The following is a 24,235-nucleotide window of genomic DNA, read 5'->3' as shown; positions in this document are numbered from 1 at the left end:
GGAGCTCGGCATCGCAACCAACACCGTCGCCCGCGCCTACCGCGAGCTCGAGACGGACGGCTTCATCGAGACCCGGGGGCGCAACGGCTCCTTCGTCAGCCCGCGGGGGGACGCGAGCAGGCAGCAGGCGCAACTGGCCGCGCAGGCCTATGCCGAGCGCACCCGTCAGCTCGGCATCACGACCGACGACGCGCTCGAGCTCGCCGCCGCGGCCCTCCGCGCCTAGCAGCCGCCCGGCCCCCCTGCGAGCAGCATCGTCGCGGTGTTTTGTCGTCAGCGCTGCGGCACCATTCGGGCGCGGCGTCGACGAAACACCGCGACGTTGCCGAGTGGTGGGTAGCAGCACGGGCAGGGTTACAGGGCTACCGCGGTGGACGGGTCAGGGTTGCCGAACCGATGCGCGGTGATGCTGACGGCCTGCTCCCGGAGGAAGGGCAGCAGTTCGAGGCGCCCGGAGGTCGTGACCGTCCCCGAGAAGACGGCGACATCCGGATCGCCGTCGAGCACCAGGGCAAGGGCCAGACGGTTGCCGCCGATGAGCCGGATGCGCCCGGGGCGCCCGCCGCCGACGCCGGCCTCGCCGGAGCGCACCCTCGCCTGCCAGCGCGCATCCGTCTCGACGACGACCTCGCTCACCGCCACCGGTGAGAGCCCGCTCCGGAAGAGGGAGATCAGCCCCGCGGGGACCGGGGCGGACGAGCTCACGGAGATCGGTGCCCCCGCCCTGGTCGCCGCGGCGATCACCCGAACCAGCTGGGCGGGTGAGGCGCCATCCGAGAGCCGGACGGCCACGGGAACGGGGCGATAGCGGAAGACATTGCGCTCGACTCCCAGGTCTGAGACGTCCCGCGCCAGGCCGTACTCCTCGTTCCAGGCGCGCTCGTCGCTGACGGCGCCGGAGCGCACGAGGTCGAACTCGAGGTACTCCATCCCCGGCTGGGCCGCCCCGATGACCTCCGCCACCGACCGGCTCACGCCCCGGAGCACCACCGACCCGTCCGGCTCGGCGAAGACCGGCTGCCAGTCGCCGAGCCCCAGCAGGTAGTTCGGTCCACCCGTCTTCGCCCCCGTGCCGACCGCGGACCGTTTCCAGCCGCCGAAGGGCTGCCTGCGCACGATCGCGCCGGTGATGCCGCGATTGACGTAGAGGTTGCCCGCCTCGACCGTGTCCACCCAGGTGGCGATCTCCTCGGCGTCCAGCGAGTGGATGCCCGCGGTCAGCCCGTAGTCCGGTGCGTTCTGCAGGGCGATGGCCTCGGCGAGCGTGCCCGCGCGCATGATCCCGAGCACCGGGCCGAAGTACTCGGTCAGGTGGAACTCCGATCCAGAGGCAACGCCCTCCTTCACCCCGGGCGACCAGAGCCGGCCGCTGTCGTCGAGCGCCCGCGGCTCCACGAGCCAGCTCTCCCCGGCATCGAGGCTCGTCAGCGCCTTCCGCAGCTTGCCCCGGACCGGCTCGATGACCGGGCCCATGATCGTCGTCGGGTCGTCGGGATAGCCCACCCGCAGCGACGTCACGGCGTCCACGAGCTGGCGGCGGAAACGCGCGGAGCTCGCCGCCGAGCCGACGAGGATGACCAGGCTCGCCGCGGAGCACTTCTGCCCGGCGTGGCCGAACGCGCTCTTCACGATGTCCGCGACCGCGAGGTCGAGGTCGGCGCTCGGGGTCACGACGATCGCGTTCTTGCCGCTGGTCTCGGCCAGGAGCGGCAGGTCGGGCCTCCAGGAGCGGAACAGGGCCGCGGTCTCCCAGGAGCCGGTGAGGATGACCCTGTCGACGGACGGATGCGCCACCAGCTGCTTGCCGAGCTGGTCCTCGTCGAGGTCGATCAGTGTCAGGACATCCCGCGGAACTCCCCCCGCCCGGAGGGCCTCGACCAGCACGGCCGCGGTGCGACGGGCCTCCGGTGCCGGCTTGATGATGACCGCAGCCCCGGCGGCGAGCGCCGACAGCACGGAACCGGCCGGGATGGCCAGCGGGAAGTTCCACGGAGGGGCGACCACGATCAGCCGGGAGGGGACGAACCGCGCGTTCTCCACCCGGTCGAGCTCCCGCGCCCGCTCGGCGTAGTAGTGGGCGAAATCGACGGCCTCGCTCACCTCCACGTCCCCCTCCGCAATGGTCTTGCCGGTCTCGCTCGCCATCACCTCGATCAGCTCTGCGCGAGCCGCTGCGATCGCCTCTCCGGCGCTGTGCAGGACCGTGGCCCTCGTGTCCGCCCTGCGCTCGCCCCAGCCCTCGCCGGCGAGCGCGGCCGCGGCGATCCGCTCGTCGAGGGTCGAGGCATCCGACACCCGCGCCGTCTCGATCTCCGCGATGCCGAGCCGCGAGGACGGCACCCTGGCGAGGATGCTCCGTCCCCACGCCCGATTGGCGGAGATGGCGGGGTCGGTGTCCGGCTCGTTCCCGAACTGACGGGGAGCGGTGTCCACGGGAGAGAGGACGACGGGTGCCGTGCGGTCCTGCACCCGGTTCGAGCGGGGCATCCGGTCGTCGAGGGAGACGGTCGAGGCGATGAACCGGTCCGCCTCGCGGCCGAAGACGCGCCCGTCCTCGACGAGCTCGAAGGCGCCGGACAGGAAGTTCTCGCTGCTCGCGTTCTCCTCCAGCCGGCGGATCAGGTAGGAGATCGCCGAGTCGAAGTCGCCGGAGCGCACGACGGGCGTGTACAGCAGCAGGCCGCCGACATCGCGCCGCACCGCGTCCGCCTGGCCGGTGGCCATGCCGAGCAGCATCTCGAACTCGATCCTCGCCTCGACACCCCGCTGCTTGGCGAGCAGCCAGGCGTGGGCGATGTCGAAGAGGTTGTGACCGGCCACCCCGATGCGAACGGCGTCGGTGTGTTCCGGCGTGAACGCCCAGTCGAGCACCCGCTTGTAGTTGGTGTCCGTGTCTCGTTTGGTCGAGTAGGTGGCCAGCGGCCAGCCGTGGATCGTCGCATCGACCCGTTCCATGGCGAGGTTCGCGCCCTTGACCAGGCGCACCTTGATCGCCGCCCCACCGGCCGTGCGACGATCGGTCGCCCACCGGGTGAGCCCCTGGAGGGCACCGAGCGCATCCGGCAGGTAGGCCTGCAGCACGATCCCCGCCTCCAGCCCCCTCAGCCGCGGCTGATCGAGCAGCCGCCGGAACACGGCGATGGTCAGATCGAGGTCGCGGAACTCCTCCATGTCGAGGTTGATGAACTTCTTGGTCGCCGAGATCGCGGCGAGCTCGTAGAGCGGGGTCAGGCGCTCGACGACACGCTCGACGGTCTCGTCGAACGACCACATCGAGAGCTGACTGGAGACGGAGGAGACCTTGATCGAGACGTAGTCGACGTCGTCCCGTTCGAGCAGTTCCCTGGTTCCCGCGAGGCGCCGATCGGCCTCCTCGTCCCCGAGCACCGCCTCGCCGAGCAGGTTGAGGTTGAGCCGGATGCCCTCCTTCCGCAGCGTGTTCATGCTGCGGTCGAGCCTTCTCGGGCTGGCATCGAGGATGAGGTGGCCGACCATGCTCCTGAGCACCCGCCTGGCGATCGGCACGATGGGCCACGGCAGGAGCGGCGCGAAGCCGCCGCCGACCTGGATCGCCAGACGCATGTACCAGGGCAGGAAGGCGGGGATGGCGTGGGAGAGCCTCTCCAGACCCCGGCCGGCGACGCGGAGGTCCTCCGGCCGCACCACGCGGTCGACGAATCCGATCGTGAAATCCAGGCCCCTCGGATCCTTCAGCACGCCGGCGAGACGCCGGGCCGATCGATCGGGGACGACGTCCGCGCTCTCGGCAAGCCACCGTCGGACGATCGCGATGGTCTCGCCGACGAGCGGATCGGGGCTCACGGACGGGTCGGGAGCAGGCGATGACATGCTACGAGACTAATCGCGGGCGGCGACGGCCGAGTAGCGGATGTCGCCACCCGGGCGCCCGGGTCAGCGCAGCGTCTTGAGCGCGCCTGCCCAGGCGACCGTCTGGTCGAGGACGACGCCCAGGAGGGCCTCCTGGTGCGGGGCGGGCGTGAACAGGCTGTAGTTCTCGAAGTCGGTCAGGAGCGAGAGTGCGAGCTGGGCGCGCACGTCCGCGATCTGCAGCTCGGCGACGATGAGCCGCAGGTGCTCGACGGCACGGGTCCCGCCGGCCGCGCCGTAGCTGACGAATCCGGCCGCCTTGTTGTTCCATTCCGCGTAGACGTAGTCGATCGCATTCTTGAGCGCCCCCGAGGTGCTGTGGTTGTACTCCGGGGTGACGAAGATGTATCCGTCGAACTCCGCCACCTTCGCCGCCCACTTCTTGGTGTGCTCGCCTGCGTACCGGCCCTGCGACGCGGTCACCGCCTCGTCCAGGTGGGGCAGGTTGTAGTCGAGCAGGTCGACGAGCTCGAACTCGGCGTCCGTGCGCTTGCTCGCGATCTCGGTCACCCACTTCGCCACTGCTTCGCCGTTGCGGCCCGGACGGGTGCTGCCGAGGATGATGCCGATCTTGAGTGACAAGGAGGTTCCTTTACTGACGGGGGATTTTGGATGACGCGTCATCATCATATGACCTTTCTGTGACACGTCAACAATCGTGGTCGCCGTTGCTAGGATGAGGTATGGCAGAATTGTCGGCGCTCTCGGACTCCGAGAGGGAGGTGTGGAGCACCTTCTACTCCATGCGCCGCACCCTCGACCGCGCCCTCGACCTGCAGCTTCAGCGGGACTCGGGCATCTCGGCCTCCGAGTACGAGATCCTGCTCGCCATCAATGCCGCCCCAGGGCGTCGGCTGCGGGTCAAGGACATCGCCGGCACCATCGGCTGGGAGAAGAGCCGCGTCTCCCATCTCGTCGCCCGCATGGAGAAGCGCGATCTGCTCAGCCGCACGGAGTGCCAATCGGATGCCCGTGGCTCCTGGATCGGCCTGACCCCGGCCGGCCGGCGGGCCGTGCTCGGCGCCATGCGCGGACATGTGGCGGCCATCCGCAAGTACTTCTTCGACGTGCTCGCCGCCGATGAGGCGGACCGCCTGAAGAACATCTCCGGCCGGGTGGTCGACGCGATCGGATGCGGCGCCGACGAGGACGTCCCTCTCGACTGACCCGCTACCTCGGCCGGTGACCGACGAGGGGGAGGAAGATGTCGTCGACGATCTCGCGAATCGTCTCCGGAGGGACCGGCTTCAGGGTCATCAGCGCCTCGTGGCGGAAGAGATCGAAGGGCAGCGCGATCATCCGCGGCGTCAGGTCCGCGGTGATCTCACCCCGCTCCACCGCCCGCCGGATCACGATCTCCACCGAGGATGCCCGGTCGCCGAGGATCTGCCCGCGGAGATCGGCGGGGGTCGTCCCGGTCTCCTGGAAGTAGGTGCCCAGCTGAACGCTGAGAACCGCGGCCATCTCCAGGCGGGTCTCGTTTGCCGACGTCATCAACGCGATCACGTCCCCGCGCAGCGAGCCGGTGTCGGGGACCGGCCGGCTGTCCCGCACGAAGGAGCGCCGCACCGCAGCCATGACCAGGGCCTCACGGCTCGGCCACCGGCGATAGATCACCGGCTTGCTCGTTCCGGCCCGTTCCGCGACCGCGTCGATCGTGAACGATCCGTATCCACCGGCCATCAGCTGCTCCCAGGCAGCGTCAAGAAGGGCGTCCTCCAGCTCGCGCCCCCGGCGGCGGGTGACCGGCTCCCTCTCGTTTAGATCCATTTGCGTATCTTATCGCGAACGGCTAGCCTTCCAGAAGATACGAACTAGTACCTTAATGGAGGACGGCATGAGCGCTTCACCCACCGAGGACCGGGTCGACCGGCAGGTGCTGACGGTCGCGATGGTCCTGATCGTCGGCGGGATGGCCGTGATCTTCGACACGACGATCGTGAGCGTCGCCCTGCACACCCTCGCGAGTCAGCTCCACACCTCGGTCGCCACCATCCAGTGGGTGAGCACCGGCTATCTGCTCGCTCTCGGCGTGACGATCCCCCTGGTGGGCTGGGCCCAGGCCCGGTTCGGCGGCAAACGGCTCTGGATGTTCGCTCTGGCGGTCTTCTTCGCCGGCTCGATCGCCTCCAGCCTCGCCTGGAGCGCCCCCAGTCTCATCGCCTTCCGCGTGATTCAGGGGGCCGGCGGCGGCCTGATGCTGCCGCTGATGTCGACCCTGGTCATGCAGGCCGCAGCGGGGAGATCGCTCGGCCGCACCATGTCGGTGGTGAGCCTGCCCGCCGTCCTCGGGCCGATCCTCGGCCCGGTCATCGGCGGGGTGATCCTCAACTGGCTCGACTGGCGATGGCTCTTCTGGGTCAATGTGCCATTCTGCGTTGTCGGTTTCCTGCTCGCCTGGCGCATGCTGCCGGCCGATCGCATCCTGACCCATCCGCGGCTGGATGTGACGGGCTTCGTCCTGCTGTCCCCCGGCATCGTCGGGATCCTCTACGGGCTCTCGAATGCCAGCAAGGCGGGCGGGTTCACGCGAGGGGACGTGCTCGCTCCGATGCTCATCGGTCTCGCGCTGCTGATCGCCTTCGTCGTCCATGCGAGGCGGAGGGGCGAGCGCGCCCTCGTGGACGTGCGCCTGTTCGCCCACCGCGCGGTCGCATCCGCCTCGGCCCTGCTCTTCCTCTCCGGCTCCGCCCTCTACGGGGCGATGCTGCTGCTTCCGCTGTACTTCCAGGACGTCCGCGGCGCCGATGCCCTCACCGCGGGCCTGCTCCTCGTCCCGCAGGGCATCGGAACCTTCCTCAGCCGCTCCCTCGCCGGACGCCTCACCGACGTCCTCGGCGCCAAATGGGTCAGCCTCATCGGCTTCACGATCGTCGGGGCCGCCACGGTCCCCTTCGCTCTCGCCACGGCGGGTACCAGTGAATGGCTTCTCCTGGCCGCCCTGCTCGTCCGCGGGTTCGGCCTCGGCGCCGTCACCATCCCCCTGATGACCGCCGCGTTCGTCGGCCTCGACCGGCCGGACATCCCGCACGCGAGCATCATCACCCGCATCGCGCAGCAGGTCGGCGGATCCTTCGGGGTCGCACTCCTCGCCGTGATCCTCGACGGCGCGCTCGCCACCGTCGGTGCCGGCGCATCCGCCTTCGACCAGGCGTTCTGGTGGGCCGTCGGCTTCACGGGCCTGGCCATCCTGCTCTCCCTCGCCCTGCCGGGTCGCCCCACGGCGCCGGCCGGCGAACCCGCGGTCATCGCAGGCGCCGCGGCAGACTAGGCGAGCGGCTCCGGCACGGCTCCTCCGCCGACCATCACGGTCCGCGCGACGTCATCGACCACGTCGAACGACTCGAGGAGCATCCGGTCGAAGGACGCATCGTCCCCCGCCTCGCTCCACCGCCGGACCGCCGTCGCGAGCGCGATCATCACGATCCCGGCGAGGACCTCCGCCCTGTCCTCTCCCGGGAGGCGCAGTCGGATGACCTCGACGAGGCCCCGGGTGAGCTCGAGCTGGTGGTCGCGCCTGGCGACCATGAGATCCGGATGCTCGACGAGCAGCAGCAGTCGATCGCGCCATTCCTCGCCCCGCTCGGCGCTCGCCCGCACCAGATCGATGACCAGCCACTTCAGGTCGGCGTAGACGTCGCCCGTCGGTCCGCCGGCGAGGAAGGTCTCCGCCTCCGGCACGTCGAAGGAGACCGTCAACCCGGCCAGGACCGCCGCCTCTTTGGAGCGGAAGTAGTTGAAGAAGGTGCGATGCGAGAATCCCGCCGCCGCGCAGATCTCGTCGACGGTCGCACCATCGATGCCCCGTTCGACGGTGAGCCTCAGGGCCGCGCTCTCCAGCGCATCCCTCGTCGCCTCGCGCTTCCGCTCGCGAAGCGAGGTCGATCCCGTCTGGTTCACCCGCGTCTGCTCTGACACCGTGTCCCCATCCTCTCGAAATGGTCCCATCAAGCTTATCCACCCGGTCGGGAATCGCCGGCCTTTCCCGTCGGGCTTTGCCTGCGACGCGGAGGCTCGTTAGGCTCGCGAACAGCAGCACACGAGGAAGGAAGCGTTCACGATGGGAACGTTCGATCAGTTTGCCAACCAGGGCGGCCAGGCGGCAGGCGATCCGGAGGAGGCCGCCGCCGCGCAGGTCAAGGCGGACGACCTCCTGAAGAAGACGGCGAGCGCCGCGAACGCGGCCGACTTCGGGGGCGGCCCGCTCGGATCGAATGCCGACGCGGAACCGCAGGAGTCCGAGGACTAGGACCAGCGGCTCGGGGCCGGCGAGCGCGATCCTGGCAGCGCGACGTCCTCCGCCCAGCGCCCGACCCACTCCGGCAGCTCGAGACCCGATCCGTCCTCGCCGGTCGCCTCCATGATCTGCTCGATGCTCGCCGTTCCGCCGTTCTTCCTGAGGAAACGCGCGCGGACGAAGGCCTCGGCGTAGACCTCGCCGCCCACCGTCATCCGCTGCTGGAGGAAGACGGCCTTGGCGTCGTATCCGATGATCCGGGTCTCCACCGTGAACCGCTGCCAGGGCAGCAGCGACCGCCGGAAGCTGATCGTCTCGTTCGCGATCACGGGGTAGTAGCCCGCCTTGGTGAACCGCGCCCAGACGCCCGAGCGCTGCAGCAGGTCCATTCGGCCGAGGTCCATGATCGACAGATAGACGCCGTTGTTCATGTGGCCGAGGACATCCAGGTCGGTGGGCAGCACCCGGAGGCTGACGCGACTGATCTCGTGGATGCCGATTCTGGGTCCGTTGCGGCGAAGCCACATCAGCAGGGTACGGAAGAGGAGATGCACTGCCTCACGGTAAACCCGCTCCGCCACGCGGTGAACTCGGCTGTCGGAGGACCACAAGCGTCGGCCCGGTGAACGGGCCCGCACGGTCCGTTCCGCACAAATCGGTTCAGTGCCCGCGGTGATCCTGGATGGTCATGCGCGGCCCGAAACGCGGCTTCCTGAAGCCGCTCCCCTCGATGATGCGCATGACCCGCTGCCGGTGTCCCGCCCAGGGGGAGAGCAGCTCGAGCATGCCGTCGTCGTCGACCGGCCGGCCGATGAGCGCCCAGCCGACGACCGCGGGAAGGTGGTAGTCGCCGAGACTCACCGAATCGGCGTCGCCGTGAGCGCGCTGACTCGTCTCCGCCGCCGTCCAGGCGCCGATGCCGGGAACGCTGCGGAGCCGTGCGAGCACGGCGGGGCCACCGCGCCCGAGCGCCAGGGTCCGCTCCAGGCCCGCGGCGACGGATGCCGCGGCGATCGCCGCGCGGGAACGAGCGGGATCGACGCCCGCGGTGTGCCACTCCCAGGAGGGGATCATCCGCCAGACCGCCGCGGCGGGAAAGACCCGCATGTCCTGCGGCGCCGGTCCGGGAGCGGACGGCCCGTGCCTGCGAATGAGCCGGCCCCACGAATAGTGGGCCTCCTTCGTGGTGACCCGCTGCTCCAGGATCGCCGCGATGAGCGCCTCGAGCACGAGCCCGGTGCGCAGCAGCCGCAGGCCGTCGAGACGACGGTGGGCCTCCGACAGGAAGGGATGGCCGGAGACGTCGAGGTCTGCCGGGTCGTCGTCCGCCCCGAGCAGTTCCGGCAGGCCGGCGATCGCCCACTCCGCGCCGTCGCCCCAGGCGGTCGCCTCGATGGCCGCACCGCTCTGCACGAGGCGGAGGGTCGCCGGTCCCTCGGGAGACGGGACCGTGCGCCAGAGGCCGCCGGGGAACCAGCGGGTCGTCGGATCGCCCGCGCCGCGCGTCAGCGGACCGAGCGTGAGCCGGAGATCGACCGGATGCCGCGGAGCGTACCTGGTGCGCAGCGGCGGGGCATCCGTGACCGCCACCATTCCCATGCAGAGCAGACTATGTCGCCGAGCCGACACCCGCCGGAACGACATGTCCTTAATCGTCATGTCACTTCGACGTGACGTCATCGGGAACTGACATCACGATCGAGAGGATATCCCGGGCCCGACCGGCACCGGGAACTGGGTGGGACGGGGACCACGGAGTGCATGAGGCACGAGCATGGACGACTCGGAGAAGTAGCGCCGGTCGCCGGCTTCCCACTCGTCGTGTTGCTCGACCAGAATCGCTCCGACAAGCCGCAGGAGGGCGGTCGGGGTCGGTCTGCACTGCCGGTGTCCGTACCCATGGTCGGCGCTGAGCCCCTGTGCCAGTGGCTGATACCCGCGGGCTTCAGGAGCCTCCCCGGGCAGGGCGGCCTATCTCGGTGGCGCTCGTCGGGTAGTCGCGCTTGTTCATGTCGACGATCTTCTGCAACTCCGGCGGCAGCCCACAAGAAGACAAGTAGCTCGTCAGTTTCTTCCTGGCCGAAGCCGGTGACCGACGGATAGTCCCTCAGACACACTCTGGTCTGCCGATCTCAGATGGCTACGTCGAGGACGGGTTGCAGGATTTTGGCGAGCGCCGAATCGTGAGCAGCCTTGTCCGCACATTCCAAGGTGATCCACGGACCTGTGAGCCTCATACGGTCGACAGGGCGGGAATCCATGGTCGACCCCGTCATTCCGAGCTATGGTCAACCGATGAGCAAGGCCATTCCCTCACCTCCGCCGGAGACGACGGACGGCCCCAAATGACCGCGATATCGGCCGCGGAAAGCGAAGCGCGGAAGAAGCGTGATCGACGCAGGCGCAAACGCCAGCGTTCTCGTAAGGCATGGGCGAACCTGATGATCTGGCGGGGCGAACGTCTGGGTCCGTTCTCCTGGTACTTCGTGGGGCTCGCGCTGGCGATCGGTGGCTTATGGGGAATCATTGGCCTGCCCGGACATCGCGGGGAGACGAGCCCGGAAATGCTAGCCGGTAGCCTTGGCGTTGGTTTCCTGTTCGCGGCAATCATCTACTCATGCCTACCGGCGGTCGTCGCGAACCTCGCGCTCGTCGCTGGCTTTTTCGTCGGCGCAATTTCCTTCGGGCCGCGGTTCCCCGGATCCATCTCTCCCGGGATCATGGCGCTCCTGGCGGGTATCATCATCGGCTCGGCGATTCGTTGGGTCGCCGTCGGCAGGCGTACCGCTCCCGTCGAGCGAACGACGTTCATTCCGAGGCGGCTCACGAGGCGCAACACCCGCATCGTCGGTAAAAAGAAGAGTGACGCCTACTGGACTGCGGGCATTGCCGTTCTCAGCCTCGGATTAGCGGCGTTCCTGTTTCTGCGCGCTCTGCGTGGCGAACTTATTGACTACGTCATCGCCACGGGCATCGCCCTCCTGTGGGCCGTTCCCACGGGGCGGTTGAACTACCTCACGTTCATGAAGCAGCGCCCAGGAGGCACCTCCTCCAACGTCGCGCTATGGGGCGTCCTGCTCCTCGGTTGGGCCGGGGCAGGTGTCGGTGTGCCATTCCTCTTCTGGTTCTTCACGGGCATGGGGGGAATGTCTATCGGCTTCCTGGCCAGCCAACTCGCTGCGGCACGCACGTACCGCATCGCGGGCGGAACACAGACATCACGGTCGACGCGAGGCACGGCGGCGGATTCGTGAGCAGGACGCTGTCATTCCGGCTGATTGGCGCGCCCTTGCCCCACTCCCAGGGCAGTCTGCAGTCTGACGACGAGATCCTTACGAGCGAAACTGCCACTAAGCATCACAGACCGCCGTCCTAGAACTCTAAGATCACGGTCAAGGGTCGACGCCGGCGGCTCGCTCACGTAGAGAGGTTTCCCACAAGATCCAGGGTCAGCATCAGTCCACCGGCGACACGCGAATGAGGTTTCCGTCGGGGTCTGCGATCACGAACGTTCGTCCGAAGACGTCATTGTGTGGCTCTTCGACGATGGTGACGCCCTTGGCTTTCCACTCCTCGAATATCTGGTCTACGGCGGCTTCCGATCCAGGAACCATGAGCCCCACCTCTGATGTGCGCGGGGTGCCGGGAACAGCGTGCTCGTTGCGTCCTGTCCAGAGCGCGAAGAGAACGCCGGGAGCAACCGGGAACGCCACGTACCTCGGGCTGGTGAAGTCGGGCTCGATCGTGAAGAGGTCGCCGTAGAACGCGGTGGCGGCTTGGGCGTTCTGGACCTGGATGAGAAAGAGGTTGGGTGCGGACATGGGTGTCTCCTGTCGGAATGTGCTTGCGATGTTGTTCAAGCCAATCGGCTAATCACGCCACCTGTTGTCATGTTTTCGCGAGAGAGTTATTCCATGAAGGCCGCCCGGCTGTTGAGCCTGCTTCTCGTGCTTCAAACCCGTCAGCGTGTGACGAGCGTCGAGCTGGCTGAGCGGCTAGAGGTATCGGTGCGGACGATCCTTCGCGACGTGGGAGTTCTCTCGACGGCAGGCGTGCCCGTCTATGCCGAGCGAGGCAGACATGGCGGCATCGTCCTCCTCCCCGGCGCACGCCTGAATGCGTCACATCTAGAACCGGCAGAGATGGATTCCCTCTCGCTCGCCGGCCTTGACGGGGTTCAGCGCGAGCAACTGGGGATAACGGCCGCCCACGACATGGCCATTCGCAAGATCGCCGCCCGCCGAGCCGCGGGCGGGGGCACGAGCCTGGCCGAGCTTGTCATCGTCGACAACTCCGGGTGGCTCGCCGCCGAAGCCGGCGAACTGAACATCGCAGATCTGGCGCTGACATTGCGCGCACGCCCGCGGCTGCGAATCGACTACCGCAGGAGCGGCGCCAAGCACGCCACCAGCAGAATCATTGAACCCTACGGGCTGGCCACGAAATCGGGCCGGTGGTACCTCGTAGCCGATGACGACCAGACAGCCAAGCTCTTCAACCTCGAACGGCTCGAACACTACGAAGCCCTCTCAGAACCCGCAGCAACCCGACCCGATCAAGACCTGCGATCGGTTTGGGCCGAGCTCAAGAACCGCACCGAAGCCGCCGGGCAAATCGATGTAACGGTCAGGCTGCGAGAAACCCGCATCGACCTCGCCCGACGCATCTTGGGCGCCCGCCTCAAAGAGGCCGGATCGAGCAACGACGGATGGCGACTCGTGACGGTCAGCTACCCCGATAGTGAGTCCGTCCGCCAGCTGTTGCAGTTCGGTGATCACATCGAAGTCCTCGCCCCCGAACGCGCCCGTCAACGCATCGCCGAACTCGCCACAGACATCGCTCACCGACACAAAACGCCGCCCGCCTGACGGACTACCGAAAACGGCGTCAGAACCACCTACCGAAACGACGCTCTTTCGGCATTCGATTCCGTCCAGATCTCTGGACAGCAGTTCCGAGCATCTGGTCACGGTGGCGGGCCCACACACCCCGCATCACGAGGATTTCTACGGGACACGGCCGCCCGGGGCCCGCGGCGGCCATGGGGTGCCCTAGGGTACAAAGGCCCAGTCTTCTGGCGAAATCCGGTCCGAAGGTACGGAATGATGTATTCATGAGCATCGGAATTCTCACCAGCGGTGGAGACTGCCCCGGCCTGAACGCGGTCATCCGCGGTGCCGTCCTCAAGGGCACGAAGATCTACAACCAGGAGTTCGTCGGTTTCAAGGACGGCTGGCGTGGTGTCGTCGAGAGCGATGTCATCCCCCTCGAACGCAAAGACATCCAGGGCATCGCCAAGCAGGGCGGTACTATCCTCGGAACCTCGCGCACCAACCCCTTCGAGGGCAACGGCGGTGCCGACGTGGTCAAGGAGAACATGGAGCGTCTCGGCGTCGACTCCCTGATCGCCATCGGTGGCGAGGGAACCCTCGCGGCCGCCAAGCGGCTGTCGGATGCCGGTGTCAAGATCGTCGGCGTGCCCAAGACGGTCGACAACGACCTCTCCGCCACCGACTACACCTTCGGCTTCGACACCGCCGTCGAGATCGCCACCGAGGCGATGGACCGCCTGCGCACCACGGGCGACTCGCACGGGCGCTGCATGGTCGCCGAGGTCATGGGACGCCACGTCGGCTGGATCGCCCTGCACTCCGGTATGGCGGCTGGCGCCCACGTGATCCTCATCCCGGAGCAGAAGACGAGCATGGAGCAGATCTGCGAGTGGGTCAATGCGGCCCACGATCGCGGACGGGCACCGCTGATCGTCGTCGCGGAGGGCTTCCAGCTCGACACGATGGACGACGCGCACTCCGAGCGCGGCCTCGACGCCTTCGGGCGTCCGCGCCTCGGCGGCATCGGCGACCTCATCGCGCCGGAGATCGAGGAGCGCACCGGCATCGAGACCCGCGCGACCACCCTCGGCCACATCCAGCGCGGCGGCACGCCGACGGCCTACGACCGCGTGCTGGCCACCCGGTACGGCATGGCCGCCGTCGATTCCGTGATCCACGGCCGCTGGGGACGCATGGTCTCGCTCAGGGGAACCCAGATCACCCACGTCGCCTTCGACGAGGCCCTCGGCAAGCTCAACAGCGTTCCCCAGGACCGCTACGACGAGGCCGCCATCCTCTTCGGCTGATGTTCCGCGCGCTGAGGGTCACCAGGGAGCCTGCGGCCGTCGAGTTGCTCGACGACCTGACGGACGAGGCGCTCGGCGACGGTGACGTCACCGTCGACGTGGAGTACTCGAGCCTCAACTTCAAGGACGGACTGGCCATCGCCGGGCGTCCGGGGGTCGCCAAGATCAGTCCCCTCATCCCGGGGATCGACCTCGTCGGCACCGTCGCGGCCTCCGCCAGCCCGCGCTGGGCGGCGGGCGACCGCGTCATCCTGAACGGCTGGGGAATCGGTGAGACCCACAACGGCGGGCTCAGCGAACGCGCGCGGGTGGCCGCCGACTGGCTCGTCGCCCTTCCCGAGGGGATGACGGCGGCGCGGGCGGCGGCGATCGGCACGGCCGGCTTCACCGCCATGCTCGCGGTGCTCGCCCTCGAGAATGCCGGTGCGACGGACGGCGACGTCCTCGTCACCGGAGCGGCGGGCGGTGTGGGATCCGTGGCCGTCGCCCTCCTCGCCGGCCTCGGACACCGGGTGGTCGCCTCCACCGGTCGACCGGAACAGGGCGACTACCTCCGCTTCCTCGGAGCCGCAGACATCGTCGACCGCACGAGCCTCGCCGAGGCGGGCAAACCACTGCAGAGCCAGCGCTGGTCGGGAGCGATCGACTCGGTCGGCGGCCACACGCTCGCCAACGTGCTCGCCCAGACGACCTATGGCGGCACGGTCGCCAGCTGCGGGCTCGCGGCGAGCGGCGACCTCCCGACGACGGTGATGCCGTTCATCCTGCGCGCGGTGACGCTCACCGGCATCAACTCGGTCTTCGCTCCACGCGCGCTGCGTGAGGAGGCCTGGCGCCGGCTCGCGAGCGACCTCGACCCGGAGCTGCTCGACTCGATGACCACGACGATCCCCCTCGCCGAGACGATCACCGCGGCCGGTCGCATCCTCGACGGCTCGGTGCGGGGTCGCACCGTCGTCGACGTGCGGGCCTAGCTCTGCCACACTGGCAAGCATGAACACACCTCTGCTCGCCACCGGCTCGGTCTTCGTCGGACTGGCCGTCCTCTTCCACCTCTACATCTTCTCTCTCGAGAGCATCACCTGGACGCGGCCGAGGACCTGGAGGATCTTCGGCCTCACGAGCCAGGCGGAGGCCGACACCGTCAGGCCGATGGCGTTCAACCAGGGCTTCTACAACCTGTTCCTCGCCATCGGGGCCGCCGTCGGGCTCGCGATCTTGGCCATCGACCTCTCCGCGGGCATCGCGCTCGTCCTCTTCGGCGCCGGCAGCATGCTGCTGGCCGCCCTGGTGCTGTTCCTCAGCTCGAAGGTCAATCGGCGTTCCGCCCTGATCCAGGGGCTTCCCCCGCTCGTCGGTCTCGTCTTCGTGCTGCTCGCCGCGGTAGCCTGACCGCCGCGCGGCCGCGCTATCGTCCGGCGTGCAGGCCGAGCAGCAGACCCCCGACGATGACGACCAGCAGCGCGATCCCGATGGCGATCCCGCCCCAACTGGCGAAGTTGATGGTCCAGCCGATGCCGAAACGCTTCGGCACGAAGATCGCCGGGTCGTCACGGTTCGCGTAGAAGACTCCGCCGTGCCAGTAGCGGTCGTCGTCCGGCGCATCCGGGCGACCGTCCCGCACCGGTTCCAGCACCGGTTCCAGCACCGCGACCGCCCGCCGATACCGGACGAAGAAGACGACGATGGCGACGACCAGGAGCACGATCATCCCGCCGGTGCCCACGGCGAACAGCCAGGCGGCGGGGTCGAGCCAGCCGATGAGCTGGAGGCCGGCGATGGCCAGGGCGACGATCAGAGCGATGTGACCCAGCAGCGACGAGACGAGACTGCGCTGGATAACCGCCCGGCGGGTGCTCCTCTCCTGGCCGTCAGCGGAGTCGGCACGGAGCGGCGAGAGGCGGGCGAGGATCGACACGAGGAACAGGAAGACCGTGAGCGCGAGTCCGATGAGGACGGGGCCGAACACCGCCCAGACCGACTTGGGTGCGGAGCTGTCCACCACTCCCGCGGCGTTCCAATGGACGGGGGTGGGATCGGGCAGCCCGGGATACAGCACCGCCCCCACGGCCACCGCGGCCAGCAGGACGAGCACCGCGGCGACGAACCAGCCGGCGCGGACCGGCCCCCGCACCTCGGCGGCCGTCACCGACGCGGTGAGGCGCACGGGGACGTCCTCGTACCACGAGCCCGCACGCTTGGCATCCACGATGGGCCGCCTGGCGAGGAGGTAGGCCAGGCCACCGAGGATCACGAGGAGGAAGACCGGAACGGATGCCGCGGCGGCAGGCGCGGCCGGTGCGAGCAGCGCGCCGACGACCACGGCCAGCACCAGGGCGACGGCGACGGCGATCCGGTAGCGCCGCACGGAACGGGCGATCACCGGCTCCTCGACGTGACGCTGCGGGACGCTCACCCCGAGGGGGAGTGTCCGCCTGCTGATGGACGGCATCGCGATCAGCAGGCCGGCGACGAGCGCGGCCATCACGGCCGACAAGACGAAGGCGAACCAGGTCATGGGGTTTCCTCTCTGTGGTCTTCTGGTGCGGCGGGCCGAACTCCGAATTCGGAGAGCCTCTCCCGCACGCGGGTCAGGATCTGTTCCTCCGTCGCCCCCTGCGCGACGGCCTCGGCGAGCAGGGTCGTCAGCCGCGGCTCCCAGGACCGGAGGAAGGAGTCATCCGCCGGGCCGGTCGCCGGCCCTCGGGCGACCACGGACCCGGACTTGTGGTTGGTCCGGATGAGCCCCTCCTGGCGGAGCAGGTCGTATCCCTTGCCGACGGTCGCGACATTGATCCCGAACGCGACGGCGAGACGGCGGACGGAGGCGAGGGCCTCACCGGGCTCGAGCTCACCGCCCGCGATGGCCTCGACCACCCGGTCGCGCAGCTGCTGATAGATCGGCACCTCGGAGAGGGGATCGATGTCGATCTGCATGCCGCCCTCTCTGACCCGTCTGTACTAGGAAACATAGCACAGATGACGATGGCACGTCCTCCGGCCCCGAACGGGGCCCTGGCTCCCCCGTCAGGCGGCGGCGGCCGCCCTCGCGGCGGCGGGAAGCGCCTCGAGGATGCGCGCGACGGCCGCATCGTCGTGCGCAGCGGAGACGAACCAGGCCTCGAACACCGAGGGCGGGAGCAGAACGCCGGCATCGAGCATGGCGTGGAAGAACGGCGGGTAACGGAAGGCCTGCTGCGCCCGCACATCCGCATAGTTCCGCGGTGCCGTCGGGGCGAACGCGAACGAGAACAGGCTGCCGGCCCGCTGGACGGTGTGCTCGACGCCCTCTGCCGACAGCGCCGCGGAGACCGCGTCGGCGATGAGGTCGGCGACCGTGTCGAGCCGTCGGTAGACCGCAGCATCCGCGGCCCTCAGCGTCGCGATCCCCGCCGCGACCGCGACCGGATTGCCGCTGAGCGTTCCCGCCTGATAGACCGGGCCGAGCGGGGCAAGCAGGTCCATGATGTCGGCCCGTCCGCCGAGGGCCGCGAGCGGCATGCCGCCGCCGATGACCTTGCCGAAGGTGACCAGATCGGGTTTCCAACCCGCACCGTCGGGCACGACCCTGGCGGCCTCGAGCCCCCACCAGCCGGCCGGGCCCACCCGGAAGCCGGTGAGCACCTCGTCGAGGATGAGCAGCGCGCCGTTCTCGCGGGCGATCCCGGCCAGGGCGCGGTTGAATCCGCGCTCGGGGGCGAGCACCCCCATGTTGGCGGCCGCCGCCTCGACGATCACCCCGGCGATGTTGGCGCCTCGCTCGGCGAAGACCGCGCGAACGGCGTCGAGGTCGTTGTACGGCAGGACGAGGGTCTGCGCCGCCGTCGCCGCGGTGACCCCGGCGGAGCCCGGCATGGCCAGCGTGGCGACGCCGGATCCCGCCTCGGCCAGCAGGGCGTCGGAATGCCCGTGATAGTGACCGGCGAACTTCACCAGCAGCTCACGCCCGGTCGCGCCCCTGGCCAGCCGGATCGCCGTCATGGTCGCCTCCGTGCCCGTGGAGACGAGCCGGAGCTTCTCGATGGGACGCTGATCCTCGCCGCGCGGGTCGACGACGTGGACCCGTTCCCGGACGAGCTCCGCCAGCTCCGTCTCCGCGGGCGTCGAGGCTCCGAAGGAGAGACCGCGCGCGGCGGCCTCCTGCACGGCCGCGACGACGGCGGGATGCGCGTGACCCAGGATGGCCGGGCCCCAGGAACTCACGAGGTCCACGTATTCGCGGCCCTCGGCATCCGTCACGAAGGGGCCACGGGCCGACACGAGGAACCTCGGGGTGCCCCCGACGGAGCCGTACGCCCGCACCGGGGAGTTCACCCCGCCAGGAATGGACTGCTTCGCCCTGGTGAAGAGGAGGTCGTTCGCGCCCATCAGCGCAGCCAGCCGGCGAGCTCGACGGCCCAGTAGGTGAGCACCGCGTCCGCCCCCGCCCGACGGATGCCGACCACCGACTCCTCGATCGCGCGACGGCGGTCGATCCAGCCGTTCGCGGCGGCCGCCTCGATCATCGCGTACTCGCCGGAGACCTGGTACGCCCACACCGGCACCGGGCTGAGCGCCGCCGCGTCGGAGAGCACGTCGAGGTAGCTCATCGCCGGCTTCACCATGACGACGTCAGCACCCTGCTCGATGTCGAGCAGCAGCTCACGGGTCCCCTCCCGCCGGTTGCCCGGATCAAGCTGATAGCTGCGACGGTCCCCCTGCAGGGAGGACTGCACCGCCTCCCGGAACGGGCCGTAGAAGGCCGAGGCGTACTTGGCCGCGTACCCGAGCACCGCCGTGTCGAAGAAGCCGTGGTCGTCGAGCTCCTCGCGCACGGCGGCGACCTGGCCGTCCATCATTCCGCTCAGGCCGAGCATCTGTGACCCGGCGCTCGCCTGGGCGATGGCCATGTCGCGGTAGCGCAGCAGCGTCGCGTCGTTGTCGACCGCACCGCGGGCATCCAGCACGCCGCAGTGGCCGTGGTCGGTGAACTCGTCCAGGCACAGGTCGGTCTGCACCACGATCGCGTCGCCGACCTCCTCCACGACCGCACGGGTCGCGACGTTGAGGATGCCGTTCTCGTCGGTGGCGCCGGAGCCCACGGCGTCCTTGCTCGTCGGGATCCCGAACAGCATGACCCCGCCGATCCCCGCCTCGGCGGCTTCGGCGACCGCTCGCCTCAGGCTGTCGACCGAATGGTGGCTCACGCCGGGCATCGATCCGATCGGCGACGGTGCGGTCAGGCCCTCCCTGACGAACATCGGCAGGATGAGCTCGGCCGGGTGGAGCCGGGTCTCGGCGACCAGCCTGCGCATCGCCGGGGTGGTGCGCAGCCGGCGCGGACGGTCGCGGGGAGTCTCACTCATCGTCGTCACCGTCCCGTTCCGTCCTGGCGTAGTCGACGAGACCATCGACGAGCGAGGAGGCCGAGCGGGACTCGGCGATCACATGCACGGCGAGACCGGCGGCCCTGGCGTCCAGAGCCGTGCGCGGGCCAATGGCGGCGACGACGGTCTCGACGGGAAGCGGCGCGAGCTGCGCCTGGACCTGGCGGGCGACGCTCCCTGAGGTGAGGAGGATGGCCCGGATGCGGCCGGAGGCGACGTCCGCGGCGACGTGCTCGGCGACCGGCACGCCGACGGTGCGGTAGGCCGTGACGTACTCGACCTCGAGGCCGAGCCTGGCCAGCCCGGCGACGAGGGTCGGCTCGGCGATGTCCGACTGCGGAATGAGCACCCGACCCTGGATCTCCGACGCCGACCATTCCTTGACGATGCCGCGGGCCGAGTTGTCGCCCTCGGGGACGAAGTCCACCCGATAGCCGGCGAGCGCGAGGGCGGCTCCCGTCGTCTCCCCCACCGCCGCGATCCGCGTGGTCGGCGGCACGATGACCTGCTGGCTCATGAGCACGTCGACGGTCGTGGCGCTCGTGATGACGAGCCAGTCGAAGCCACCCTGCTCGAGCCGCTTGAGCGCGTCAGAGAGCTGGATGGCGTTCTCCGCGCTGGCGAAGTTGATCATGGGGGCGATCACCGGAACGGCGCCATAGGACCGCAGCGTCGCGGCCACCCCGTCGCCCCATTTGCCGCCTCGGGGAACGAGCACCCTCCAGCCGGCCAGCGGCTTGGTGTCGCGCGCGGTCACGACCCGGCTCCCAGCGGGGCGAGCTCGGCCGCTCCGAGGCGGAGCAGCTCGTCGCCGACGCGGTCGCCGAGTTCGGCGGGCAGCAGCGCCCGCTCGGCGGCGCTGCCCTCGATGACCAGGGCGTGCGAACTCGTCAGCGACTCCGTTCCGTCGACGGCGTAGACGGTCGCGGTCAGGAAGAGCATCTCACCGTCGACGACGGCAGAGGCGCCGATGGGCGCGGCGCACCCCGCCTCGAGCCGCGCGAGCACGGCCCGCTCGGCCAGCGCGGACAGCCGGGAGGAGGTGTGGTCGAGCGCCGAGAGCACGGTGGAGAGCGACGACGGCGACGACTCCCTGACCTCGAGGGCGAGCGCACCCTGCGCGGGCGCCGTCGCCCAGCGCCCCAGCTCGAAGAACTCGGTGACGGCGTCGAGGCGCCCGAGGCGCCCGAGACCGGCCGCGGCGAGCACAACCGCATCCAGGTCGCCGTCCGTCACCCGGGAGAGCCGAGTGTCCACGTTGCCGCGGATGTCCACGACCTCGATGTCCGGGCGGCGACCACGCAGCTGAGCGGCGCGGCGCGGCGAGCCGGTTCCCACTCGGGACCCCGGCTCGAGGTCATCCAGGATGGCGCCCTCCCGGCCACAGAGGGCATCCCTCGCGTCCTCCCGCCTGGGCACGGCGCCGATCCGGAGACCCGGGTACGGGGCGGTCGGCAGATCCTTGAACGAGTGGACGACGAGATCGCAGCCGCCCGCGATGAGGGACTCCCTCAGCGCGCTGGCGAAGACGCCGGTGCCGCCGAGAGAGGCGAGAGAGGCCGTGGAGTGGTCGCCCTCCGTGGCGACCGTGACGATCTCGGCCGCCCGGCCGGAGACCTTCGCGACTGCCTCGGCGACCGTCGTCGCCTGGGCGAGCGCAAGGACGCTTCCCCTGGTGCCGATCCGGATCGCCGTTTCGCTCACGGGGCGACCCCCGCGAGGGCCGGTTTGAATCCGAGGCGCACGTTCTCGCAGCAGCCCGGTCGGCAGACGTCGTACCAGGGACCGAGCGCGGTCAGCGCGGGACGCTCCGCGAGCGGGACGCCGTCGCGACGCTCGAGGACGAGGTCGACCAGGCCGGACACGTAGGCGGCGTGGACACCGGGGGTCGGCACCCGGATGGCGACGAGACCGTTCTCCTTCGCCGTCTCCATCGCCTCCGTGTCGAGGTCCCACTTGACCTCCATGTGGTCGCTCACGAATCCAAGGGGGACGATGACGACGGCCTTCATGTCTGCCGCCGCGAGTTCGACGATCCTGTCGTTCACATCGGGCTCGAGCCACGGCATGCTCGGCGGCCCGCTGCGCGACTGGAAGACGAGATCCCATCCGACCTCGGAGGCGCCGGGCTCCTGCGCCGCGACGACGACCTCGGCGACGGCGAGGTGCTGCGCGGCGTATGCGCCGCCCTCCCCGAAGTGCCGCTCTGCCGGGCCGCTCCGCGCGGCATCGGAGGAGGGGATCGAGTGGGTGGAGAACAGCACGTGGGTGTCCTCGAGGGCGATCCCCCTCTCGGCGAGCTCGGCGAGGGCATCCCGCAGCCCGTCGATGAAGGGCGTGACGAACCCGGGGTGATCGAAGAACTGCCGAACCTTGTCGATCTCGATGACTCCGTCGAGGCCGGTGTCGGCGAGGGCCTGCGCGTAATCCTCCCGGTACTGCCTGCAGCTCGAATAGGAGCTGTATGCGCTCGTGCCGATGGCGATGAGCTTGCGGAACCCGCGCTCGTTGGCCTCAACGAGGGCGTCGCTCAGCCACGGCTTCCAGTTGCGGTTGCCCCACAGCACCGGCAGGTCGATCCCCCGCCTGGCCAGCTCCGCCTCGAGGGCCGCCTTGAGCTGACGGTTCTGGTCGTTGATCGGGCTGACCCCGCCGAAGGCACGGTAGTGATGGGCGACCTCTTCGAGTCGCTCGTCCGGGATCCCTCTGCCCCTGGTGACCTGGCGGAGGAACGGGATCACGTCGTCCTGACCCTCCGGGCCGCCGAAGCTCGCGAGCAGGATGGCGTCGTAGGCGGTGGGCTCGGTGATGTGCTCCGCCCCTGACCTGGCCGCGTCGGTGGCGCCGGGGACCTCGTCGACCAGGCTCACCTCAGCACCTCGGCGATGTCGGCGGCCGGGATGCGCCGGCCGGTGAAGAACGGGATCTCCTCGCGGACGTGGCGTCGGGCATCCGTCTGCCGGAGGTGGCGCATCAGGTCGACCAGGTCGACCAGCTCGGGCGCCTCGAGGGCGAGAATCCACTCGTAGTCGCCGAGGCCGAAGGAGGCGACCGTGTTGGCGAGCACCTGGCGGTATTCGCTGCCCTTGCGGCCGTGTTCGCCGAGCATGGCGCGGCGCTCGTCGTCCGGAAGCAGATACCACTCGTACGAGCGCACGAACGGATACACCGTGATCCAGGCCTCCGGATCCTTGCCGCGCAGGAAGGACGGCAGGTGGTTGGCGCTGAACTCCGCGTCGCGGTGCACCCCCATCGCGTTCCAGGTGGGAAGCAGGGGAGCCAGCGGCGTGCTGCGACGCAGCTCGCGCAGGGCCCACTGGAGGGTCTCCGGCGCGGCGCCGTGCAACCAGATCATGAGGTCGGCGTCCGCGCGGAGACCGGAGACGTCGTAGAAACCGCGGATGACGACCCCGCGTTCTTCGACGGCGGCGATCGCGGCGTTCAGGGAATCCAGGTCGTCGCCTGCGGGGTTCGCGGCATCACGCCGCAAGACCGCCCACAGGGTGAACCCGCTCGGGATGGGGGTGGAGCTCATGCCGTCTATCCTCCCTCGCCTGTCGGCGAGAACAAAAAGCGGCGCTGCTCACTGGTGTCGACCTTCCAGGATGCTACCGGCCACCCGCCCCGGATGGCGACTATTCGCCGTCGCCGAAGATCGCCCAAGCGACGAGCCCGCCGACCACGACGACCGCGGCGGTGGCTCCCGCGATCCAGGGGACCGGGTTCGAGTGATACGAGGCCTTCGCCTTCGCGGCGAGACGGCTCGCCTGCTTGGGCACGTTCAGCCGGTCCTCGACCGCATCCAGCGTGCTCTCGAGCTCGGAGCGGGTGGTCGCGACCTTGCTCTCGATCGGGATGCTGCTCATGGCTTCGCTCGCTTTCCGAGACCCTTGATGGTCCTGACGTCCTTCTTGACGCTCTTGATCGTCTCCGTGGGTGCGGGAGGCACGCCCTTCTTGAGCTGACGGATGCCGACGAGAGCCAGGATCACGACGATCACGAGCAGGATCGCGGCGACGATGAGCGCGGCCGCCCAGGCGGGAACGATCACCGCGAATCCGAGCACGGCGGCGGTCAGCAGCACGGCGAGGAGGAAGAAGCCGAACAGCGCGGCGCCGACCAGCAGGCCGATGCCGATCGCCGCGTGCTTGAGCTTGGCGATCATCTCCTGCTTGAGCTGCTCGATCTCGTCCTTGACGAGCTGGATCAGCAGCCGCGGGATGTCCGCGATGAGCCTCAACAGCGGGCGCCTGGTATAGCCTTCGTCGCTCACGACCGGCCTACTTCGCGGTGCTGGTCTTCGACGCGGCCGGCTTGCTCGCGCTCGAAGCAGACTTCCCGCCGATCTGCGAGGTGACCTTCTTGGCGCCGTCGCTCAGGAACTCGACGACCTCGGGGCCCTTGTCCTTGGCGAACTCCTCGGCGTTCTTGACCTGCTTCTGCACGCGGGGATCGTGCCAGAGCTTTCCCGTCGTCCGCTTGATCTCTTCGTAGCGCTCACGACCGGCGCGGGTGCCCAGGACATAGCCGACACCGAGCCCGACAAGAAGGAGAAGTTTGCCTCGCATGATTGCTCCATTTCCGTTTCACCCGAAATTGTGGGTA

Annotated in this window: 26 protein-coding genes and 2 pseudogenes; 9 read left to right on the top strand and 19 right to left on the bottom strand. The window is 69.2% G+C overall.

Going from position 1 to position 24,235, the window contains the following annotated elements; all coding sequences use genetic code 11:
* Positions 1-226: pseudogene (locus tag VGC18_RS10185) on the top strand (GntR family transcriptional regulator); the annotation flags it as partial.
* A gap of 128 nt (positions 227-354) precedes the next feature.
* Here the strand turns inward: VGC18_RS10185 and VGC18_RS10180 are convergent.
* Both VGC18_RS10180 and VGC18_RS10175 read right to left on the bottom strand, forming a co-directional pair.
* Positions 355-3,849, bottom strand: coding sequence for a proline dehydrogenase family protein (locus VGC18_RS10180; protein ID WP_331096925.1), 3,495 nt, complete (start codon positions 3,847-3,849; stop codon positions 355-357).
* A gap of 63 nt (positions 3,850-3,912) precedes the next feature.
* Positions 3,913-4,470 (bottom strand): NAD(P)H-dependent oxidoreductase, encoded by a 558-nt coding sequence (locus VGC18_RS10175; protein ID WP_331096923.1) that lies wholly within the window; start codon positions 4,468-4,470, stop codon positions 3,913-3,915.
* Positions 4,471-4,571: 101 nt separating this feature from the next.
* Here VGC18_RS10175 and VGC18_RS10170 point away from each other — a divergent pair, with 101 nt between their 5' ends.
* Positions 4,572-5,054, top strand: coding sequence for a MarR family winged helix-turn-helix transcriptional regulator (locus tag VGC18_RS10170; protein WP_331096921.1), 483 nt, complete (start codon positions 4,572-4,574; stop codon positions 5,052-5,054).
* A gap of 4 nt (positions 5,055-5,058) precedes the next feature.
* Here the strand turns inward: VGC18_RS10170 and VGC18_RS10165 are convergent, their stop codons facing one another.
* Positions 5,059-5,658, bottom strand: coding sequence for a TetR/AcrR family transcriptional regulator (locus VGC18_RS10165; RefSeq protein ID WP_331096919.1), 600 nt, complete (start codon positions 5,656-5,658; stop codon positions 5,059-5,061).
* Between the two features lie 67 nt (positions 5,659-5,725).
* On the opposite strand from VGC18_RS10165, the gene VGC18_RS10160 reads away from it, so the two are divergent.
* The gene (locus VGC18_RS10160) at positions 5,726-7,159 is read left to right on the top strand and encodes an MDR family MFS transporter (RefSeq protein ID WP_331096917.1); all 1,434 of its coding nucleotides are present in this window, start codon (positions 5,726-5,728) and stop codon (positions 7,157-7,159) included.
* On the opposite strand, the gene VGC18_RS10155 is transcribed toward VGC18_RS10160, so the two are convergent.
* Entirely contained in the window at positions 7,156-7,806 is a 651-nt protein-coding gene (locus VGC18_RS10155) for a TetR/AcrR family transcriptional regulator (RefSeq protein WP_331096915.1), read from the bottom strand. The genes VGC18_RS10160 and VGC18_RS10155 overlap by 4 nt on opposite strands.
* Positions 7,807-7,948: 142 nt before the next feature.
* Between VGC18_RS10155 and VGC18_RS10150 the strand changes: the two genes are divergently transcribed.
* On the top strand, positions 7,949-8,137 hold the full coding sequence (locus VGC18_RS10150) for a hypothetical protein (RefSeq protein ID WP_331096913.1): 189 nt from the start codon (positions 7,949-7,951) through the stop codon (positions 8,135-8,137).
* On the opposite strand, the gene VGC18_RS10145 is transcribed toward VGC18_RS10150, so the two are convergent.
* From VGC18_RS10145 to VGC18_RS16215, 3 genes and pseudogenes are all read right to left on the bottom strand, one after another.
* On the bottom strand, positions 8,134-8,679 hold the full coding sequence (locus VGC18_RS10145; protein WP_331096911.1) for a thioesterase family protein: 546 nt from the start codon (positions 8,677-8,679) through the stop codon (positions 8,134-8,136). The two genes, VGC18_RS10150 and VGC18_RS10145, sit on opposite strands and share 4 nt — an antisense overlap.
* 106 nt (positions 8,680-8,785) lie before the next feature.
* Positions 8,786-9,724 (bottom strand): DNA-3-methyladenine glycosylase 2 family protein, encoded by a 939-nt coding sequence (locus VGC18_RS10140; RefSeq protein ID WP_331096909.1) that lies wholly within the window; start codon positions 9,722-9,724, stop codon positions 8,786-8,788.
* Positions 9,725-9,817: 93 nt separating this feature from the next.
* Positions 9,818-10,000: pseudogene (locus VGC18_RS16215) on the bottom strand (hypothetical protein); the annotation flags it as partial.
* 470 nt (positions 10,001-10,470) lie between these two features.
* Between VGC18_RS16215 and VGC18_RS10135 the strand changes: the two are divergent.
* The gene (locus tag VGC18_RS10135) at positions 10,471-11,379 is read left to right on the top strand and encodes a hypothetical protein (RefSeq protein WP_331096907.1); all 909 of its coding nucleotides are present in this window, start codon (positions 10,471-10,473) and stop codon (positions 11,377-11,379) included.
* A 201-nt stretch (positions 11,380-11,580) separates the two neighbouring features.
* Here VGC18_RS10135 and VGC18_RS10130 read toward each other — a convergent pair whose 3' ends face one another.
* Positions 11,581-11,946, bottom strand: coding sequence for a VOC family protein (locus VGC18_RS10130; protein ID WP_331096905.1), 366 nt, complete (start codon positions 11,944-11,946; stop codon positions 11,581-11,583).
* Positions 11,947-12,039: 93 nt separating this feature from the next.
* On the opposite strand from VGC18_RS10130, the gene VGC18_RS10125 reads away from it, so the two are divergent.
* The 4 genes from VGC18_RS10125 to VGC18_RS10110 all read left to right on the top strand — a co-directional run bounded on the left by VGC18_RS10125 (position 12,040) and on the right by VGC18_RS10110 (position 15,656).
* A complete protein-coding gene (locus VGC18_RS10125; RefSeq protein WP_331096903.1) occupies positions 12,040-12,993 on the top strand; it encodes a helix-turn-helix transcriptional regulator in 954 nt (317 codons plus the stop codon).
* A gap of 245 nt (positions 12,994-13,238) precedes the next feature.
* Positions 13,239-14,264 carry a 6-phosphofructokinase gene (locus tag VGC18_RS10120; RefSeq protein ID WP_331096901.1) on the top strand — a complete coding sequence of 342 codons (1,026 nt, stop codon included), beginning with the start codon at positions 13,239-13,241 and terminating at the stop codon, positions 14,262-14,264.
* Positions 14,264-15,238 carry an MDR family oxidoreductase gene (locus VGC18_RS10115; RefSeq protein WP_331096899.1) on the top strand — a complete coding sequence of 325 codons (975 nt, stop codon included), beginning with the start codon at positions 14,264-14,266 and terminating at the stop codon, positions 15,236-15,238. The genes VGC18_RS10120 and VGC18_RS10115 overlap by 1 nt, the downstream gene beginning before the upstream one ends.
* Before the next feature lie 19 nt (positions 15,239-15,257).
* Entirely contained in the window at positions 15,258-15,656 is a 399-nt protein-coding gene (locus VGC18_RS10110; protein WP_331096897.1) for a DUF1304 domain-containing protein, read from the top strand.
* 16 nt (positions 15,657-15,672) lie between these two features.
* Here VGC18_RS10110 and VGC18_RS10105 read toward each other — a convergent pair whose 3' ends face one another.
* The 11 genes from VGC18_RS10105 to VGC18_RS10055 all read right to left on the bottom strand — a co-directional run bounded on the left by VGC18_RS10105 (position 15,673) and on the right by VGC18_RS10055 (position 24,198).
* Positions 15,673-16,782 (bottom strand): DUF1648 domain-containing protein, encoded by a 1,110-nt coding sequence (locus VGC18_RS10105; protein WP_331096895.1) that lies wholly within the window; start codon positions 16,780-16,782, stop codon positions 15,673-15,675.
* The gene (locus tag VGC18_RS10100; RefSeq protein WP_331096893.1) at positions 16,779-17,201 is read right to left on the bottom strand and encodes a GntR family transcriptional regulator; all 423 of its coding nucleotides are present in this window, start codon (positions 17,199-17,201) and stop codon (positions 16,779-16,781) included. Before VGC18_RS10100 ends, VGC18_RS10105 begins: the two co-directional genes overlap by 4 nt.
* Positions 17,202-17,291: 90 nt before the next feature.
* A complete protein-coding gene (gene hemL / locus VGC18_RS10095; RefSeq protein WP_331096891.1) occupies positions 17,292-18,632 on the bottom strand; it encodes a glutamate-1-semialdehyde 2,1-aminomutase in 1,341 nt (446 codons plus the stop codon).
* Entirely contained in the window at positions 18,632-19,609 is a 978-nt protein-coding gene (gene hemB / locus VGC18_RS10090) for a porphobilinogen synthase (protein ID WP_331096889.1), read from the bottom strand. The genes hemL and hemB overlap by 1 nt, the downstream gene beginning before the upstream one ends.
* Positions 19,602-20,387, bottom strand: a complete 786-nt coding sequence (locus VGC18_RS10085) for a uroporphyrinogen-III synthase (protein ID WP_331096887.1) — start codon at positions 20,385-20,387, stop codon at positions 19,602-19,604. The genes hemB and VGC18_RS10085 overlap by 8 nt, the downstream gene beginning before the upstream one ends.
* On the bottom strand, positions 20,384-21,334 hold the full coding sequence (hemC, locus tag VGC18_RS10080) for a hydroxymethylbilane synthase (protein WP_331096885.1): 951 nt from the start codon (positions 21,332-21,334) through the stop codon (positions 20,384-20,386). The genes VGC18_RS10085 and hemC overlap by 4 nt, the downstream gene beginning before the upstream one ends.
* Entirely contained in the window at positions 21,331-22,500 is a 1,170-nt protein-coding gene (locus tag VGC18_RS10075) for a ferrochelatase (protein WP_331096883.1), read from the bottom strand. Before VGC18_RS10075 ends, hemC begins: the two co-directional genes overlap by 4 nt.
* Complete coding sequence (gene hemQ / locus VGC18_RS10070; RefSeq protein WP_331096881.1) at positions 22,497-23,165, bottom strand: hydrogen peroxide-dependent heme synthase; 669 nt, start codon at positions 23,163-23,165, stop codon at positions 22,497-22,499. The genes VGC18_RS10075 and hemQ overlap by 4 nt, the downstream gene beginning before the upstream one ends.
* Positions 23,166-23,265: 100 nt before the next feature.
* A complete protein-coding gene (locus VGC18_RS10065) occupies positions 23,266-23,496 on the bottom strand; it encodes a DUF3618 domain-containing protein (protein WP_331096879.1) in 231 nt (76 codons plus the stop codon).
* Positions 23,493-23,903: a phage holin family protein gene (locus VGC18_RS10060; protein ID WP_331096877.1), complete on the bottom strand. Its 411-nt coding sequence runs from the start codon at positions 23,901-23,903 to the stop codon at positions 23,493-23,495. The genes VGC18_RS10065 and VGC18_RS10060 overlap by 4 nt, the downstream gene beginning before the upstream one ends.
* A gap of 7 nt (positions 23,904-23,910) precedes the next feature.
* Positions 23,911-24,198, bottom strand: coding sequence for a YtxH domain-containing protein (locus VGC18_RS10055; RefSeq protein WP_331096875.1), 288 nt, complete (start codon positions 24,196-24,198; stop codon positions 23,911-23,913).
* Positions 24,199-24,235: the final 37 nt, after the last annotated feature.

It is taken from the genome of Lacisediminihabitans sp. (genome assembly GCF_036404185.1).
Taxonomy (GTDB): domain Bacteria; phylum Actinomycetota; class Actinomycetes; order Actinomycetales; family Microbacteriaceae; genus Lacisediminihabitans.
The sequence above is the reverse complement of the archived record's forward strand: the minus strand, read 5'-3'. Positions and strand labels throughout refer to the sequence as shown.